This window comes from Mesorhizobium sp. M2A.F.Ca.ET.043.02.1.1, assembly GCF_003952405.1.
Lineage (GTDB): Bacteria > Pseudomonadota > Alphaproteobacteria > Rhizobiales > Rhizobiaceae > Mesorhizobium.
The window spans coordinates 2,379,330-2,395,082 of sequence record NZ_CP034445.1 but is presented as its reverse complement, the minus strand read 5'-3'; the positions used below and the strand labels follow the sequence as shown (position 1 = coordinate 2,395,082).

At 65.1% G+C, this 15,753-nt stretch carries 16 protein-coding genes and 1 pseudogene; 8 read left to right on the top strand and 9 right to left on the bottom strand.

What is annotated here, in order from left to right:
- Positions 1-12: 12 nt before the first annotated feature.
- The 6 genes from EJ068_RS11405 to EJ068_RS11380 all read right to left on the bottom strand — a co-directional run bounded on the left by EJ068_RS11405 (position 13) and on the right by EJ068_RS11380 (position 5,521).
- On the bottom strand, positions 13-705 hold the full coding sequence (locus EJ068_RS11405; RefSeq protein WP_127249610.1) for a hemolysin III family protein: 693 nt from the start codon (positions 703-705) through the stop codon (positions 13-15).
- 189 nt (positions 706-894) lie between these two features.
- Positions 895-1,695, bottom strand: coding sequence for an inositol monophosphatase family protein (locus EJ068_RS11400; protein ID WP_126080740.1), 801 nt, complete (start codon positions 1,693-1,695; stop codon positions 895-897).
- A gap of 37 nt (positions 1,696-1,732) precedes the next feature.
- The gene (gene efp, locus EJ068_RS11395; RefSeq protein ID WP_126080741.1) at positions 1,733-2,299 is read right to left on the bottom strand and encodes an elongation factor P; all 567 of its coding nucleotides are present in this window, start codon (positions 2,297-2,299) and stop codon (positions 1,733-1,735) included.
- 117 nt (positions 2,300-2,416) lie between these two features.
- A complete protein-coding gene (locus EJ068_RS11390; RefSeq protein ID WP_245463401.1) occupies positions 2,417-3,595 on the bottom strand; it encodes a tetratricopeptide repeat protein in 1,179 nt (392 codons plus the stop codon).
- Position 3,596: 1 nt separating this feature from the next.
- Positions 3,597-4,244, bottom strand: coding sequence for a thiamine phosphate synthase (locus EJ068_RS11385; RefSeq protein ID WP_127249609.1), 648 nt, complete (start codon positions 4,242-4,244; stop codon positions 3,597-3,599).
- Positions 4,245-4,423: 179 nt separating this feature from the next.
- Positions 4,424-5,521 carry an adenylate/guanylate cyclase domain-containing protein gene (locus EJ068_RS11380; RefSeq protein ID WP_127249650.1) on the bottom strand — a complete coding sequence of 366 codons (1,098 nt, stop codon included), beginning with the start codon at positions 5,519-5,521 and terminating at the stop codon, positions 4,424-4,426.
- Positions 5,522-5,681: 160 nt separating this feature from the next.
- Between EJ068_RS11380 and EJ068_RS11375 the strand changes: the two genes are divergently transcribed.
- Positions 5,682-6,116, top strand: coding sequence for an SRPBCC domain-containing protein (locus tag EJ068_RS11375; protein WP_126083675.1), 435 nt, complete (start codon positions 5,682-5,684; stop codon positions 6,114-6,116).
- 139 nt (positions 6,117-6,255) lie between these two features.
- On the opposite strand, the pseudogene EJ068_RS11370 reads toward EJ068_RS11375, so the two are convergent.
- A pseudogene (locus EJ068_RS11370) lies at positions 6,256-6,664 on the bottom strand (GNAT family N-acetyltransferase).
- A gap of 163 nt (positions 6,665-6,827) precedes the next feature.
- Between EJ068_RS11370 and EJ068_RS11365 the strand changes: the two are divergent.
- Positions 6,828-7,598, top strand: a complete 771-nt coding sequence (locus tag EJ068_RS11365; RefSeq protein ID WP_127249649.1) for a sulfite exporter TauE/SafE family protein — start codon at positions 6,828-6,830, stop codon at positions 7,596-7,598.
- A gap of 186 nt (positions 7,599-7,784) precedes the next feature.
- On the opposite strand, the gene EJ068_RS11360 is transcribed toward EJ068_RS11365, so the two are convergent.
- Positions 7,785-8,336 carry a DUF2269 family protein gene (locus tag EJ068_RS11360; protein WP_127249608.1) on the bottom strand — a complete coding sequence of 184 codons (552 nt, stop codon included), beginning with the start codon at positions 8,334-8,336 and terminating at the stop codon, positions 7,785-7,787.
- Between the two features lie 535 nt (positions 8,337-8,871).
- Here EJ068_RS11360 and EJ068_RS11355 point away from each other — a divergent pair.
- The 6 genes from EJ068_RS11355 to EJ068_RS11330 all read left to right on the top strand — a co-directional run bounded on the left by EJ068_RS11355 (position 8,872) and on the right by EJ068_RS11330 (position 14,477).
- A complete protein-coding gene (locus EJ068_RS11355) occupies positions 8,872-9,402 on the top strand; it encodes a DUF1465 family protein (protein ID WP_127249607.1) in 531 nt (176 codons plus the stop codon).
- Positions 9,403-9,682: 280 nt separating this feature from the next.
- Positions 9,683-10,747: a glycosyltransferase family 2 protein gene (locus EJ068_RS11350; protein ID WP_127249606.1), complete on the top strand. Its 1,065-nt coding sequence runs from the start codon at positions 9,683-9,685 to the stop codon at positions 10,745-10,747.
- A 473-nt stretch (positions 10,748-11,220) separates the two neighbouring features.
- On the top strand, positions 11,221-11,730 hold the full coding sequence (gene ruvC / locus EJ068_RS11345; RefSeq protein ID WP_071031435.1) for a crossover junction endodeoxyribonuclease RuvC: 510 nt from the start codon (positions 11,221-11,223) through the stop codon (positions 11,728-11,730).
- 10 nt (positions 11,731-11,740) lie between these two features.
- A complete protein-coding gene (gene ruvA / locus EJ068_RS11340) occupies positions 11,741-12,361 on the top strand; it encodes a Holliday junction branch migration protein RuvA (RefSeq protein WP_127249605.1) in 621 nt (206 codons plus the stop codon).
- A 43-nt stretch (positions 12,362-12,404) separates the two neighbouring features.
- Entirely contained in the window at positions 12,405-13,442 is a 1,038-nt protein-coding gene (ruvB, locus tag EJ068_RS11335; RefSeq protein WP_127249604.1) for a Holliday junction branch migration DNA helicase RuvB, read from the top strand.
- A gap of 132 nt (positions 13,443-13,574) precedes the next feature.
- The gene (locus EJ068_RS11330) at positions 13,575-14,477 is read left to right on the top strand and encodes a metallophosphoesterase (RefSeq protein ID WP_127249603.1); all 903 of its coding nucleotides are present in this window, start codon (positions 13,575-13,577) and stop codon (positions 14,475-14,477) included.
- Positions 14,478-14,493: 16 nt separating this feature from the next.
- On the opposite strand, the gene EJ068_RS11325 is transcribed toward EJ068_RS11330, so the two are convergent.
- Entirely contained in the window at positions 14,494-15,744 is a 1,251-nt protein-coding gene (locus EJ068_RS11325; RefSeq protein ID WP_127249602.1) for a cellulase family glycosylhydrolase, read from the bottom strand.
- Positions 15,745-15,753: the final 9 nt, after the last annotated feature.

Below are 15,753 nucleotides of genomic sequence, written 5' to 3'. Positions count from 1 at the left end.
CTATGTCATGGATTAGAACCGGTTGACGACCAGGCAGTCGACCATGGCGGCCAGATGCAGCCCGGCGCCGGTGACGACGAAGCCGTGCCAGACGGCATTGTGGAAGCGCAGGCCTTTCCAGGCGAAGAAGACGACGCCCAGGGAATAGACGATGCCGCCGGCGACGAGCAGCGCGACCGAGGTCGGCGGCAGCGTCTCGATCAGCGGTCCGGCGAGCACCACGCCGCTCCAGCCGATGGCGAGGTAGAAGAGGATGGCCAGCCGGTCGTAGCGGCCGGGCAGGAACATCTTGATGGCGATGCCGGCCAGCGCGGCACCCCACACGACGACGATCATGGGCAATGCCAGCGGCGAGTTGTCGAGTTGGGCTAGGAAGGGCGTGTAGGTGGCGGCGATCAGGAGATAGATCGCGGCGTGGTCGAAGCGGCGCAGGATCCATTTCGCCGGCCAGGATACCGGCCACAGATTGTAGGCCAGCGACACCGACAGCACGGTGAGCAGCGAGACGACATAGAACACAGCGGCGGCATACTCGCCGGGGCCGGCATGGAAAGCCGCGAGCGCCAGGAAGGCGGAGCCCGCCGCGATCGCCAGCACGATGCCCACCGCGTGGACGATGCCGTCGGCGATCATTTCGGCGCGCGAATAATGCCAGCGTCCCACGAAGGGGATCTCAAGCTGCGTATCTGGTCGCGCGTCGCTCATCACATGATCCTGCAACCCTAATCTGGGCAGTCGCGGACCAGTATTTCAAGCTTCGGTTGCGGTTTTGCGACTGCGGCGCCGCGCGTCCTTTCGACGCGCAAAGAGCGCTGTGGCGCGTTGATTTGCGCATGATCCCTTGCGAAAATCGATTCCGACTTTCGCGGTAGGGCGCTGACCGCGACGCCGCGCTCAGCGAGGCGCCAACGGCTTCTTCACGGTCTTGAGCAGCGCGCGCTGGATGAGCTCGTTGCCGGCGACGACCTCGCCATTGTCCAGCATGTCCTGCGCGCCATCCATGTCGGAGACGAAGCCGCCGGCTTCGCGCACCAGAAGGATGCCGGCGGCGATATCCCAGGACGACAGGCCGGTTTCCCAGAAGCCGTCCATGCGTCCGGCCGCGACATAGGCAAGGTCGAGCGCCGCGGAACCGAGGCGGCGAACACCCGAGACTTCGGCCATGACGTTGCGCAGCTCGATCAGGAAGTTGCCGTGCTGGCCGCGGCCGAGATGCGGCACGCCGCAGCCGATCACCGCGTCGGTGAGCTTGGAGCGGCCGGCAACGCGCAGCCGGCGGTCGTTCATGAAGGCGCCGCCGCCGCGCTCGGCCGTGTAGAGCTCGTCCATGGCCGGATTGTAGACGACGCCGGCGACGACCTGGCCCTGGCGCTCGAGCGCGATCGACACCGAGAAGAGCGGGATGCCGTGCAGGAAGTTGGTGGTGCCGTCGAGCGGATCGACGATCCAGCGGTGCTGGGCGTCCTCGCCCTCCACGGCGCCGCGCTCCTCCATCAGGAAGGCATAGCCCGGCCGCGCCTTCGACAGCTCGGCGTAGACGATCTCTTCGGCCTTGCGGTCGGCCTGGCTGACATAGTCGCCCGGTCCCTTCATCGAGACCTGCAGGTTCTGCACCTCGCCGAAGTCGCGCGACAGCGAGCGGCCGGCCTTCATCGCGGCCTGCACCATGACGTTGAGGAGAGCGGAACGCGCCATTTTTTCTTCCTGGCTTTTTCTTCCTACCGGCCGGCGCTCAATCGGCGCGGCGCATATAGGTGATTTCGTTGGTGTCGACGATGATGCGCTCGCCGGCCGAGATGAAGGGCGGCACCAGAACGCGGATGCCGTTTTCCAGCACCGCCGGCTTGTAGGAGGAGGCGGCCGTCTGGCCGCGCACCACCGGATCGGCCTCGGTGACGGTCAGCGTCACCTGGTCGGGCAGCGAGATGCCGATCGGCCGCTCCTCGTAGAGCTGCACCGTCACCATCATGCCGTCCTGCAGGAAGGCGGCGCGCTCGCCGACGAAGTCCTTCGCCAGCTCGAGCTGCTCGTAGCTTTCAGTGTCCATGAACACCAGCGCATCGCCCTGCTCGTAGAGGAACGAGAAATCCTTGAGGTCGAGCCTTATCTGCTCGACGGTCTCGGCCGAGCGGAAGCGCTCGTTGAGCTTGGTGCCGTTGATCAGGTTCTTCAGCTCGACCTGGTTGTAGGCGCCGCCCTTGCCGGGCTTGACGGTGTTGGTCTTGACCGCCACCCACAGCCCGCCATCGTGCTCGATGACATAGCCGGGACGGATTTCGCTGCCACTGATCTTGGCCATGATGAACTGATCCGGAATGAGATTTTCTGGCGCGGGTCGCGCTTTGGCGCCTCCAAGACCACAAATTGCCAAGGTAGGCAAGGGAGGGAACCCGAGCGGTTGCCGCGGCGACGCGCCTCAAGGCAGGCGATTTGCCTTTTGCAGCGCCTGCTTGGTCTGGTCGTCGTCGAGGCCCTGCAGGAAATCGTCCATCTGCGGGTCGATCAGTCCGGCGCGACGAGCGACGATATACCAGGCGCCGGCGAGGATCAGGTCCGGGTCGGTGCCGATGCCGCCCATATAGAGCTTGGCGAGGCGGTTCTGGGCGGCGACATTGCCGCCTTGCGCCGCCCGTCTTATCCAGGCAAAGCCCGATTTCAGGTCGCGCTCGCCACCGCGCCCCTCGATCATCCAGGCGGCGAGGTCGATCTGCGCCGTGTCGTAGTTTTGGCGCGCGGCTTGCGTCAGGAGGATACGCGCCTGGGCGTCGTCATGCGGCTTGCCGCCGGCGCCGTTGGCATAGAGTTGCGCCATCGCGTATTGCGCGTCGGCAAGGCCGGTGGCGGCCGCGCGCTCGTAGTAGACGGCGGCTTTCACAAGCCCGTCATCGCCGGGATCCTGCTGGACAAGCAACTGCGCGAAGTTGAACTGCGCAAGCCGGTTGCCGGCCTCGGCCGAGGCCTGCATCAGCGCGAAGGCGCCCTTTTCGTCCTTCTTCACATAGCGGCCGTCGAGCAGCATCAGCGCATATTGGAACTGCGCCTCCGGCACGCCCTGTTCCGCGGCCAGCCCATACCATTTTGCGGCCTCGGCGGGATTGAGCGGCACGCCCAGCCCGCGCGACAGGATTTCGGCCACCAGCGTCTCGGCGGCCGGATCGCCGTTCTTGGCGCGCTCCATGGCGAGATTGTATGCGGTCTTGTAGAGGCCGCGCTGGAAGGCGCCATAGGCGGCGTCCGGCTGCTTGGCGCCGAAACGGTCGGGATTGACGGTGTCGGCCGATGGCGGAGTCATGGTGGCCGGCTGCGGCAAGGTGTTCTGGATCGGCTTGTCGATATGCGGATCGCCGCCGAACCGGCTCGCATCCGGCGCGGTGTCCGGCGTGGCTGTGTCCGGCTTGCCCTTATCCGGCGTGCCCGTGGCCAGCGAGCCTGCATCCGGCTTGGCTGCGTCTGGCGCGCCCTTGTCCGGCGCACTCGTCTCCGGCCGGGGCTGGGGCAGAGGCACGGTCTCGGTCGCGCTCGCCGTTTCGCCCAGCCAGCAAGCCGGAACCAGCAAGCCGGCCAGGACGGCCAGAGGAAGCACACGCAAGCGCATGTCAGTCCTCGAAACGCGGCGCGGTTTCATCGAGCAGCGCGTTGGCGGCGGCGATCGCCGCCGCGGGATCGCGCCCATCGGCGAAAACGGCGCTGGACAGCGCCACGAATTCGGCGCCGGTCGCGGCCACCGCCTCGACGGAAGCAAGCTCGGAGCCGCCCATGACGATGCAGGGAATCGAGATCATCTCAGCCCACCATTCGCCGAGGGCGAGGTTGCGGTGATGCGGCTCCGGCTTGTTGTCGTAGCCGAAGCGGCCGAAGAACATGTAGTCGGGCCGTTCCTCGCCGAGCTCCAGCGCCTCGTCGCGCGTCTTGGCGCCGCCGGCGCCGACCATCATCTTGCCGGCCAGTCGCTCGATCGTCTCGGCGAGCTCCCGCGGCTTTGCCTCGACATGGATGCCGTCGGCCTGGACGCGCCCGGCGATGCGGCTGTCGCCGGCGATGATGACGGCGATGCCGGCGCCTTGAGCGATCGGCACGATCCGTTCGGCAAAGGCCTGGAAGGAAGCATCGTCCATGCCGTTGTCGGGCAGGATAAGCGAAGCGACGTCGCCGCCCTCGAAGGCCGCGCAGATATGCTCGGCCGGCACGAGCGGCGGCGCGATCAGCACGATGCGGCAGCGATTGGGCGGGGTTAAATCGTTCATTGGCCTTCGATCCCGGTTTCGCCTATGCCGGGCGAAGATGGTTGCATTGCGGCATAGAGCAAAGCGGCCAGCTTGAACAGGAGGGCGAAGCAGGATCGTCGTGCGCGGGGACGCCGCCGGATCGCCGCGCTCCGTCGTTTACAGAGCCGGTTCGCGGAAACGCCGAACCGCTCCAGGGATCACCCGTCCGGCAGGCTGAAGACGGCGCACGGTCTGACAATTCCACGCAATTGGTGTTCGCCCAGCGGGACCAAGGGCGTCGAGGTTTCCGCCGCGACAGCACCGGAGATCAGGACGCTCCATCCAAGCGGCCGACACAGGCCTTCGAGCCTGCTGACGAGGTTCACGGCCGGGCCGATTGCCGTGAAATCCAGACGGTCGGCGGTGCCGACATTGCCCCACACCATGTCGCCGATGTGCAGCGCCATGCCGAATTGCAGCTCGGGCATGCCCTGTCCGGCACGAACCTGATTGAGCTGCGCCATCCCCGCCCGCGCCGCTGCGACCGCGCGCAACGCCGTCTCGCAAGCCTCTGAGACCGAGCGCTCGCCGACAGGAAAGATCGCCAGCACGCCGTCGCCGATGAATTTCAGCACCTCGCCGCCAAAAGCGTGAACGGCGCCGGCGATGCGATCGAAGCTGGCGTTGAGCGCCGCCACGACCTGCTCGGCGTCCGTCTCTTCCGACAGGGCGGTAAAGTCGCGCAAATCGCTGTAGAGCAGGACCGCGCGGATTGTCTCGCCAACCTCGCGCCGCGAACGGCCGGCCAACACCTGCGCCGCGCTGCGTTGCCCAAGATAGGCCTCAAGCAGGGCCGACAGCGTCGACCTGGCGGCGAGAGCGGCAAGCGGCGCCACGGCGAAGCGCGCCACCTGGTCCAGTGTTTTCGATTCGTGCTCCGCGAGAGGGCGTGCCGCGGCCCAGTTCAGTTTTGGATTCCCCGATTGCGCATCCTCGCGCTTGGGACCAACCGTGTAATCGTGCACGACACCGGTTCCCAGTCCCGCCAGCCATTCGCGTCCGAGATCTGCCTCTCCGGTTCCAGGCATCATGCCGGCGCCAAAACCCAGCGCCTCCATGACGACGCCTGTCTCCGCCCGCCACAGCCAGGCGCGGCGCGTTATGATCGGATGCGGCGCGGCGAGCGTCAGGGCTCCACCGACGAGCGGCAACCCGTCGTCAACCAGCCGCGCGCCGAGCGTGGCCAGAAAATCATCCGGCTGGACGGCGCCGCCGGCGCTGTCGACCAGCCAGGCGAAAGTTGAAGAAAGCCGCATCGATATGATCATGCTTCGGCGTTCCGTCGCTGTCACCAGCGCGAATCGAGCCAACGAGATTTTAGTTGAACGGCAGGGCGATTTGGCTTCGAATCGAAAGCGCTGGCCCGGCGCCACCTGCCAGGCGAGCCGTGTTGGCGCGCAAACCCGGGAGGTTTCGATGGCTGAACCCTTGATCGTTCGTCGCGAGGTACAGATCGCGGCGCCGCCGGCGACAGTCTTCGCCTTCCTGACAGATCCGGACAAGATTGTGCGCTGGATGGGAACGGAGGCAACGGCGGAACCCAACCCTGGCGGTCTCTATCTGCTGAATTTGGGAGGAAGAGCCACGGCTCGCGGCCAATTCACCGAGGTCATACCCGTCCACCGCCTTGCCTACAGCTTCGGCTGGGAGGGCAACGATCGGACGCCACCCGGTTCGAGCCTCGTCGAAATCGATCTGGTCGAAGAGCCGGGCGGGACGCGGGTCAAGCTCACCCATAGCGGCCTTGCCGACCGAGAGATTTGCGACAGCCACGAGAAGGGCTGGACGCACTATCTGGATCGGCTCGCAATCACCGCCGCCGGTGGCGACCCGGGACCGGACAAAATGTAGGGCAGCGGCCGCAATTGCCGACAGCCAGCGGCCAATCGCTAGTGTGTTTCACCGTTTCACGGAAACGGCGAAACGCGCTATCTTCTTGTTTTTACGCAATTCCGGACGGAAAACCGCTCACACCTCTCCTGGAATTGCTCTAGAGTTCAAGCTTGTAGCCGATATGGCTGGCTTTGAAGCCAAGCCGCTCATAGAAGCGGTGCGCGTCCGTCCGGCTCTTGTTCGTCGTCAGCTGCACGACCCGGCAGCCGCGCTCGCGGCATTTGTCGATCGCCCATTCCAACAGGCGCTGTCCCAGCCCCTCGCCGCGCCGCGATAGGCCGGCGAGAAAGGTGATCTGGAGCGTGCCGATGACCGTCGTTGCCATCGGTCATCACCGCGAGCAACTGGTTCGGATCGCCGTCTATCGCCGCGAAGGCGTCCAGATAGGGTTGCGCCAGCGGCAGGCTTGCGTCTTCACGGGCCCGGCCCAGCGCATCGTCGGCAAGCATTGCGACGATGACCGCAACGTCCGCTTCACGTGCACGGCGAATGCTGATGGCGTTCATTTCCACTCTCCGAAATGGCGGGCCGACCGACCGGCGGACCCTGGCGGGGCGGATGGTCGTGCTGATTGGGCGGCAATAGCGGATGCCGGCATTAATGACTATCCCGGCGGCGCCGTTCTGCGCTATGGCTTGGTTCCCCGCCTCCTCCAACCTTCTCTTGCCGATGTCAGGCTTGCTCAGCGATCCCTGGTTCTATGCCGCCGCCATCCCGGCGGTGATCCTTGTCGGCCTGTCGAAAGGCGGCTTCGGCGGCGCCGTCGGCTTCGTCGGCGTGCCGTTGATGGCGCTGACCATCCCGCCGGTCCAGGCAGCGGCCATCCTGCTGCCGATCCTGTGCCTGATGGATATCGTTTCGGTGTGGACGTGGTGGGGCGTCTATGACCGCAAGATGCTGGTCGACATGATGCCCGGCGCCGTCATCGGCATCGGCCTCGGCTGGCTGACCGCCGCCTTGGTGACCGAGGAGATGGTGCGGCTGATCGTCGGCGCCGTCGCACTGGTGTTCGTGCTGCGCTGGCTCTACCTGCAGTTCCGCCATGGCGCCGATCATGCGGCCGAGCCGAACCGCATCGCCGCCGCCTTCTGGGGCACGGTCGCCGGCTTCACCAGCTTCGTCGCCCATGTCGGCGGTCCGCCCTTCCAGGTCTATGCGCTGCCGATCCGGCTTGATCCCAAAGTGCTGTCGGGAACGGCCGCGATCTTCTTTGCCACCACAAACGCGCTGAAGCTCATCCCCTATTTCGCGCTCGGCCAGTTCGACACCGCCAACCTCACGGCCTCGGCGGTGCTGATGCCGCTGGCGCCGCTGTCTACCATCGCCGGCGCCTGGCTGGTGCGCCGCATGCGGCCGGAGATCTTCTATCCGTTCACCTACGCCACCGTCGCGGTGGCCGCCGTCAAGCTGCTTTGGGACGGCATTGCGGGCCTGATGTGAGGCGTGCAGATATTCAGGTGAGGCCGGCCTGCAAATGGCGGTTTCCTGCGCTTCCGGTGCTCACGTACTTTAAGTACGCTCCGCTCCGGTTCTCGGAAACCGCCCAGTTTGGTCGCTTCGCGCCCGTCTTCGACTCCGACTCGGCCTGACCTGAATCTCAACGCGCCTCGGGCGGTCGCCTTGATGTCAGGCGGCGCTCGGCACCAGCTGCCGGCTGCCGCCGAAGCCGAGGGCGGCGCCGAGCGCAATCACCATTGCCATGCCGGCAAGAATGCCGATGTCGTGCAGAGTGGGCTTCAGCACCATGTCGGCGATGATCACCAGCATCACCGCATAATCGAGGCGCGCCCATCTCATCATGCGCTGGCCGATGGCAAGGACGGCGGGCGTCACACCCTGCTCGGCGACCATGGCGCCCATGCGCTCGCCGGTCGGCTTGAAGATCAGCATGCCGATCGAGAAGGTCGTGGCATAGCCGACGAGGCCGATGACGATCCACAGTTCGGTGAAGCCGACCCAGAAACCGCACATGACGAGGCCGAAGATCAGCGTCAGCATCGACATCGGCGCGAAGAACCTGCCGCCGAGCTGTCCGCTGGCGCGCATTGCCTGCAGCTTGTCCTCGATGTTGCCGGCGCGCTCGGCCAGCACGCCGAGCAGGAACAGCACGAAGCCGCCGCCGACCCACAAGATGGCCGAAACAACGTGAAGGAATTTGACGATCGAATACCAATCCATGGTTTGCTCCCGGATAGCGTGCCTGATTTCAAGCGGCGAGGATTTGCGCGCCGCTTCAGAGGAGCGGCCTTTTGCGTGGCGCGTGTTTCGGAACGATGCCGCGGCAGCGGCGGGCATGTTACAGGCGGCCACGATCGGCATTCGAAAATCCGGTTTTAGACGATCCCCAGCGGCGGAGCCGCTGTCCTGTTCCGGCACAGGGAAGCGCGTTCGCTTAAAAAATCGCCGCCTCGTTAAGGGTTCGTTAAGCTTTACAGGCGTTTACTATGCGCATCCAGTTTTGCTGGATTCTTACCGAGTGGTTGGAGCCACTTTGTTTGACGCCTCCCTGTTAAACTCCTGAGAGCCGCCTTATCCGCGGCTCTTTTTTTGTCCGCAGGCGGCTGGCTCCAAAGCAGCCGGCGTTAACCGTTTGTTAAACATGCGCTTGCCTTCATGGGCGTCGAAGCGCATTTTCAAGCCTCGGTCATTTAAGGGTGCTGGCCACGTCGGCAAGGATAGTCGAATCGGCTGGCGGCAGTGCAGGGGCGTATCGATGAACGAGCCTTCGAAGGGCAGCGCGAAAACCATCAAGCTGGCAGAGCGCCGGGTTTTCTCCCAATCCTTCAAGCCGCTCTACCAGGAAGGCATGGGGCTGGTCGAGCAGGCCGCCGAATATCTCGATGGCAAGGGCAGGCTCGAGGCCAAGAAATTGTCGCGCACGGCCGCGACCCTCTATGCGGCGGAATCGATGCGGCTGACCACCAGGCTGATGCAGGTCGCCTCCTGGCTGCTGCTGCAGCGCGCGGCGAATTCCGGCGAGATGACGCGCGACCAGGTGGCCTCGGAGAAATCCAAGGTGCGGCTGGATACCGCGTCGGCGCATGACGAGGCGCTTGGCTGGAACGAGTTGCCGAAGGAATTTCTCGATCTGGTGACGCGCTCGCTGCGCCTGCAGGCGCTGGTGCGGCGCATGGACGAGGAAATCTATGGCGGTGTCGTGGCCGAGACGCACGCCCCCGGTCGCCGGGCCAATCCGGTTTCCGACCAGATCAGCCTTTTGAACACGGCGTTCGCGCGCGGCTGACACCGCGTTTGCAACAAACGCTGAGATAGCGCCGGCGGCTTCCCCCTTCGAGCCGTGATCGGCGCAAATCAAGCGCCTCTGGCCTCCAGCCACTTTTCGATATTGCGGCAGCAGCCTTCGGCGCATTGAAGGCCGTGCCGACCTTCGCGAGAAAGATCACCCTTGCCTGGAAGCGATAGGCCTCTAGTTGGAGCCGTTCGCCGCAGCCGGGTCGACCCGAGCCGGATTTGCAAGAAAATCACCGTCACTGTGACCAAAGCAGATTGCGAGGCTTGATCCCGTGCATTCGCCATTGGACCGCATTCCGGTATCGATCATCATCCCCAACTACAATTACGAACAGTTTCTCGGGCGCGCCATCGACAGCGCGTTGGAGCAGGACCACCGAAATGTCGAGGTCGTGGTCGTCGACGACGCTTCGACCGATGCGTCGGTGGCCGTCATCGAATCCTATGGCGACAAGATCCGCCCGTGCCTGAGGCGCAGGAATGGCGGGCATGGCGCAGCATTCAACACCGGATTCGAGGCGAGCACCGGGGAGATCATCCTTTTCCTGGACGCCGACGATTATCTCTATCCGAACGCCGTCTCCGAGGTCCTGGACGAGTGGGATGCGGATGTCGCCCAGGCGCAATTCCGGCTGCATCTCGTTGATGAGGACCAGCAGATCAAGGATGTCTTTCCCCCTCCCGAACAGCCGTTCGATTCAGGCGACGTCGTGTCGGAATTGTTGCGCAAGGGGCGCTACCGTACGACGGTGACAAGCGGGCTGGCGTTCGACCGCGAGGCGCTGGAACTGATAATGCCCATGCCTGAAAGCGATTTCCGGCAAGGCGCCGATGGCTATCTGGCGACACTGGCGCCGCTTCACGGAGAAGTGAAATCCATCGACACCTGCCTTGGCGCCTACCGCATCCACGGCTCCAACCATTCGGTCTTCGACGAGAAGCTTGCCGAGCGGGCGCGCTGGCGCATGCAGCATGACTTCCGGCGCCTCGAAGCCCTGTCCGACCGGGCGGCCGAGATCGGCTTGACCATGCCGCCGGATGCCGGTCTTCACGATCCGGTTCACCTGGAAGAGCGGCTGGCTTCGCTCTGCGTCGACGAGCCCCAGCATCCGGTTGAAACCGACTCCCGGCTGGGCCTGGCAAGAGCGGGCGCCGCGGCCAGCCTGGAAATGAACGCATCCTGGCGGCGGCGGGCTGCCCTGGCGGCCTGGTTCCTCAGCATCGGAATCCTGCCGCGGCGCATGGGCAATGCGGTGCTGGCATGGAAGCTGGTCGCGTCGTCCCGGCCGGCGGTCCTGACGCGGCTGTCGAAAACTATCCGTCGCATGACGAACTAGGTTCGCGACACAGGGATTTTGAAAGGTTGCTGTTTGTCTTGGCGCAGGATTTTCCATTCATTTGCGTGAAATCAGCGCAAACGCTGGAGATTGGTTGAAGCCGCCCCAACCTCGTCATTCTATGGCGGAGCAAGGAGCGAAGCGACGCGGCGCAGACCATAGAATCGATGCCGTGACTTGAACGCGGCGCCACGGTGCAGAATTCTGCTCCGTTGCACGCCTTGGCGAAGGTAAAGGCATGGATTCCAGGGTCTTCGCGACGGAGCTTCGCTCCTGCTCCGCCCTGGAATGACGATCGCAAAGGGCGTTTCGGCCAATCTCCAACGCATTCCGCCTGCCAACGCCAACAGAGCCGACCGGCCAAATCCCCTTACGGCCTGCGACACCGGTCAGGCGGGATCTTGGGATCGCGACTGTTTCCGGTTTGTTCACATTTCGCTGGCATCGCTTGCCGCCGAGGTTAAACTTGGCGCATGGGGGAAGCGATTCGCATCATCGGCATCGATCCGGGCCTGAGGCGCACCGGTTGGGGTATTGTCGACAGCGTGGGCAATTCGCTGCGCTTCGTCGCGTCCGGCACCGTGCGCTCGGATGACAAGGCGCCGCTCGCGACGCGGCTCTGCCAATTGCATGACGGGCTGGCCGAGGTGCTGCATCAGGCCATGCCGCATGAGGCCGCGGTCGAACAGACCTTCGTCAACAAGGATGCGACGGCGACGCTGAAGCTCGGCCAGGCGCGCGGCATCGCCATGCTGGTGCCGGCGCGCGCCGGGCTGGTGGTCGCCGAATACGCGCCCAATGCGGTCAAGAAGGCGGTGATCGGCGTCGGCCATGGCGAGAAGAAGCAGATCCATATGATGGTCAAGGTGCTGATGCCGAAGGCGGTCTTCGACACCGACGACGCCGCCGACGCCCTTGCCATCGCCATCTGCCATGCGCATCACCGCCCGAGTGTCGCCTATCGGATGGCGGTTGCGGGGTGAGGGGAAAATCATGATCGGCAAGCTGAAAGGCACGCTGGACGAGATCGACGAAGATAGCTGCGTCATCGACGTGCATGGCGTCGGCTATGTCGCCCATTGCTCGGCGCGCACGCTGGCATCACTGCCATCACCCGGGGAGGCGGTGGTGCTTTTCATCGAGACCTATGTGCGCGAGGACATGATCCGGCTCTACGGCTTCCAGACGGGGCTGGAGCGCGAGTGGTTCCGGCTTTTGATGAACAATGTGCAGGGCGTCGGCGCCAAGGTGGCGTTGGCGGTGCTGTCGACGCTGGCGCCGGCCGACCTAGCCAACGCCATCGCGCTGCGCGACATCGCCATGGTTTCCCGCGCGCCCGGCGTGGGCAAGAAGGTGGCCGAGCGCATCGTCACCGAATTGCGCACCAAGGCGCCGGCCTATGCTGGCGCGGCGACCGGCACGATCGGCCTCAAGCAGGAACTCGGCGAAGGCGTCGCGGCCGCGCCGATCACGGATGCGGTCTCGGCGCTCGTCAATCTCGGCTATTCGCGCGACATAGCGGCAAACGCGGTCGCGGCGGCGCTGAAATCGGCCGGCGACGGAGCGGATGCCTCGAAGTTGATCCGTTTCGGGCTCAAGGAACTGGCGCGGTGATGCAGCGCTTGTCCCGCCAGCGGTCCTATGCCAGGAAGGCGGCATGAGCCTTTCGCCCCGCCTCATTGCCCCCGACAAGCGCGGCGAGGATGCCGACCAGACGCTGCGGCCGCAGTCGCTCGACGAGTTCGTCGGCCAGGCTGCGGTGCGCGCCAATCTCAAGGTCTTCGTCGACGCCGCCAAGGGTCGCGGCGAGGCGCTCGACCATGTGCTTTTCGTCGGCCCTCCGGGGCTCGGCAAGACGACGCTGGCGCAGATCATGGCGCGCGAGCTCGGCGTCAATTTCCGCTCGACCTCCGGCCCGGTCATCGCCAAGGCCGGCGACCTTGCCGCGCTGCTCACCAATCTCGAGGAACGCGACGTCCTCTTCATTGACGAGATCCACCGCCTCAATCCGGCGGTCGAGGAAATCCTCTATCCGGCGATGGAGGATTTCCAGCTCGACCTGATCATCGGCGAGGGGCCGGCGGCGCGCTCGGTCAAGATCGACCTTGCCCGCTTCACCTTGGTCGCGGCGACAACCCGGCTCGGGCTCTTGACCAATCCACTGCGCGACCGCTTCGGCATTCCGGTGCGGCTCAATTTCTACACGGTCGAGGAGCTGGAGCAGATCGTGCGCCGCGGCGCCCGGATACTCTCGATGCCACTCGGCGACGACGGGGCGGTGGAGATCGCGCGTCGCGCGCGCGGCACGCCTCGCATCGCCGGCCGGCTCTTGCGCCGGGTGCGTGACTTCGCCAGCGTCGCGGGCGCCGCGCATGTCGACAGGAAGATCGCGGACGAGGCGTTGACCAGGCTGGAAGTCGACGCGCTCGGCCTCGACGCGCTCGACCGCCGCTATCTGTCGATGATCGCGCGCAATTTCGGCGGCGGGCCGGTCGGCATCGAGACGATCGCGGCCGGGCTCTCCGAGCCGCGCGACGCGATCGAGGACATCATCGAGCCCTATCTCATCCAGCAGGGTTTCATCCAGCGCACGCCGCGCGGGCGCGTGCTGACCGCCAATGCCTGGCGGCATCTGGGGCTCGACCCGCCAAAGGATATCGCGCAGCAGCAGATCGGCCTGTTCCAGGAAGAGTAACGCAGATTTGTTCGCCGCTCGGCCAAGCAAGGGCCGATCTGCGCATAATCTGCGCGCCTTGGCCCAGCTGAGGGCGCAATTGCCGGCTCTAAGGCAGCTTCCTGACAAATCCCAAGGGGCTCGGGCCGATCCATGATCACCAGACGCGGTTTCCTGCGCCTTGTCGGCGGCTCGGCCTTCGCCATGGTGTCGCTCGGCGCCTACGCGGTCGGCATAGAGCCGATGCTGCTCACCCATGTGAAGCGCTACGCGCTGACGCCGCCGCATTGGCCAGTCGGCCTCAAGCTGCGCGTCGTGGCGCTCGCCGACATCCATGCCTGCCGGCCCTGGATGACGCCGGAGCGGATCGCAGGGCTTGCCGAGCAGGCCAATGCGCTGCAGCCGGACGTCATCGTCATGCTTGGCGATTACCCTGCCGGAACCCGCATGGTGACCGGCTGGGTGAAGGCATCCGAATGGGCGCCGGCGCTCTCCGCGCTGAAGGCGCCGCTCGGCGTGTTCTCGATCCTCGGCAATCACGACTGGTGGGAGGATCGCTCGGCCCAGGCGGCTGGGGCAGGGCCGACAATTTCCCGTAAGGCGCTGGAGGCCGTCGGTATTCCGGTGCTGGAGAACGACGCCGTGCGCCTGGAAAAGGACGGCAAAGGCTTCTGGATTGCCGGGCTGGCCGACCAGATTGCGCTCTTGCCGGACAGGGCAAAGGGCCGCGAGGGGCTTACCGGCCTCGACGATCTTCCCGGCACGCTGGCCAAGGTCGGCGACAGGGATCCGATCATCCTGCTCGCGCATGAGCCGGACATTTTTCCAAAGGTGCCCTGGCGGGTTTCGCTGACGCTGTCCGGACACACGCATGGCGGACAGGTGCGGCTGTTGGGCTATTCGCCGGTCGTGCCTTCGGCCTATGGCAATCGCTATGCCTACGGCCATGTCGTCGAGAACGACCGCAACCTGATTGTCTCGGGCGGTCTCGGCTTCAGCATTGCGCCGATCCGTTTCGGCGTGCGGCCGGAGATATTGCAGATCGACCTAGGATAGTTCGCTTCCCGCGCGTTCAGCGAGGCGACCTGATCACATCCATCACATTGGGTTCCGCCTTCTCGCCGTCGAACGCGTCGACGACGCCGAAGGCGCCGCCATAGCTCCACACCGACCAGGAGAACCCATGCGCCTCGGCGCGGCCGATCATGTCGCGCACATAGGCGGCGCGGTACGCCGCCGGCATGACGAAGCCGTTGCCATATTCCTTGCGGATCATGCCGAATTCGCCGAGCGTGATATCCTGCGGCCTGACGCCGTTGGCCTTCGCCCAGGCATCGACCGTCCTGAACGGCGCATCCATGACGGCGGCCAGCTTTTCGGGACTGTCCATCGCTGCCACCTGTTCGTCGAGATAGGCGAGCATGCCGCTCTGCCGCGCCCAGGGCGCCTCGGCCCTGATCCGGTCGCGGATCGTGTCCAGCGTCAGGTCCAACTGCGCCTTCGGAACGGCTGTGAGCGGATAGGGCAGGCCGGTGACGTATTGGATGAAATCGCCGGCCCAGGTCGCGCCCTGGTGTGTCAGAAGGAACGGGTCGTAGGAATGGAAGGTCCAGATGATGTTGTCGTCGGGGATCGTCCCGGGGTCGATCCTGGCCAGGGACTCCGCGTTTGAATAGCAGCCGCCGGTCAGGATCAGCGTGAGCCTGGTGGCGGAAGCTCGCGCGGCCGCGAACAGCTTTTTCTGGCGGTCAGGCCAAAGGTTGGTGCCGTTCGCGTCGCAATCGACGATCGGCTCGTTCATCAGCTCCAGCGCGACCTGCTTCGGATCTTCCCGGGCCAGCGTCTTTGCCATGTTGCGCACGACCTCGGCATAGGCGTCGAAGACGGCCGGGTCGTCCATCACTTGCCCCATGCCGATCTTGCGGTTGCCGCCAGCGGGGATCAGATGCAGGTCGACGATCACCTTCAGGCCGGCGCGGTTGATCATGCGCGCCGAGTCGAGCACGCTGGCATAGAGGTCGTCGCGAAGCGCCGCGGTCCGATCCGAGAGAAAGGGGGAGGGATCGACCGGCATGCGCAGGAAATCGAGACCGGCATCCTTGAGCGCCTTGAGGTCGTCCTGCTTGAGAAATTTGCGCCACTCCGGATAAGGCAGGATCGCCCGGCGATCGCCCCATTTGTCCTCGCTGGGCCAGGTGACCCACTGATCGAGATTGAGGCCGCGTTTCATCGAGAACGTCGCCGCCCCGGCCGGCAAAGCCAGCGCGCCGAGCGCAAGCAGCGCCGCCATCAAGCCCTTGATCATCGTGCCCAACAGTGCCATCCCGCCTAA

Excerpts from the sequence above, each read along its gene's own strand:
- ruvB (WP_127249604.1), top strand. The coding sequence starts at position 12,405 with ATGAGCCTTTCGCCCCGCCTCATTGCCCCCGACAAGCGCGGCGAGGAT.
- EJ068_RS11390 (WP_245463401.1), bottom strand. The coding sequence starts at position 3,595 with ATGCGCTTGCGTGTGCTTCCTCTGGCCGTCCTGGCCGGCTTGCTGGTT.
- EJ068_RS11325 (WP_127249602.1), bottom strand. The coding sequence starts at position 15,744 with ATGGCACTGTTGGGCACGATGATCAAGGGCTTGATGGCGGCGCTGCTT.
- EJ068_RS11380 (WP_127249650.1), bottom strand. The coding sequence starts at position 5,521 with ATGCGGCTTTCTTCAACTTTCGCCTGGCTGGTCGACAGCGCCGGCGGC.
- EJ068_RS11400 (WP_126080740.1), bottom strand. The coding sequence starts at position 1,695 with ATGGCGCGTTCCGCTCTCCTCAACGTCATGGTGCAGGCCGCGATGAAG.
- EJ068_RS11360 (WP_127249608.1), bottom strand. The coding sequence starts at position 8,336 with ATGGATTGGTATTCGATCGTCAAATTCCTTCACGTTGTTTCGGCCATC.
- EJ068_RS11405 (WP_127249610.1), bottom strand. The coding sequence starts at position 705 with ATGAGCGACGCGCGACCAGATACGCAGCTTGAGATCCCCTTCGTGGGA.
- efp (WP_126080741.1), bottom strand. The coding sequence starts at position 2,299 with ATGGCCAAGATCAGTGGCAGCGAAATCCGTCCCGGCTATGTCATCGAG.
- ruvA (WP_127249605.1), top strand. The coding sequence starts at position 11,741 with ATGATCGGCAAGCTGAAAGGCACGCTGGACGAGATCGACGAAGATAGC.
- EJ068_RS11385 (WP_127249609.1), bottom strand. The coding sequence starts at position 4,244 with ATGAACGATTTAACCCCGCCCAATCGCTGCCGCATCGTGCTGATCGCG.
- EJ068_RS11365 (WP_127249649.1), top strand. The coding sequence starts at position 6,828 with ATGTCAGGCTTGCTCAGCGATCCCTGGTTCTATGCCGCCGCCATCCCG.
- ruvC (WP_071031435.1), top strand. The coding sequence starts at position 11,221 with ATGGGGGAAGCGATTCGCATCATCGGCATCGATCCGGGCCTGAGGCGC.
- EJ068_RS11375 (WP_126083675.1), top strand. The coding sequence starts at position 5,682 with ATGGCTGAACCCTTGATCGTTCGTCGCGAGGTACAGATCGCGGCGCCG.
- EJ068_RS11355 (WP_127249607.1), top strand. The coding sequence starts at position 8,872 with ATGAACGAGCCTTCGAAGGGCAGCGCGAAAACCATCAAGCTGGCAGAG.
- EJ068_RS11330 (WP_127249603.1), top strand. The coding sequence starts at position 13,575 with ATGATCACCAGACGCGGTTTCCTGCGCCTTGTCGGCGGCTCGGCCTTC.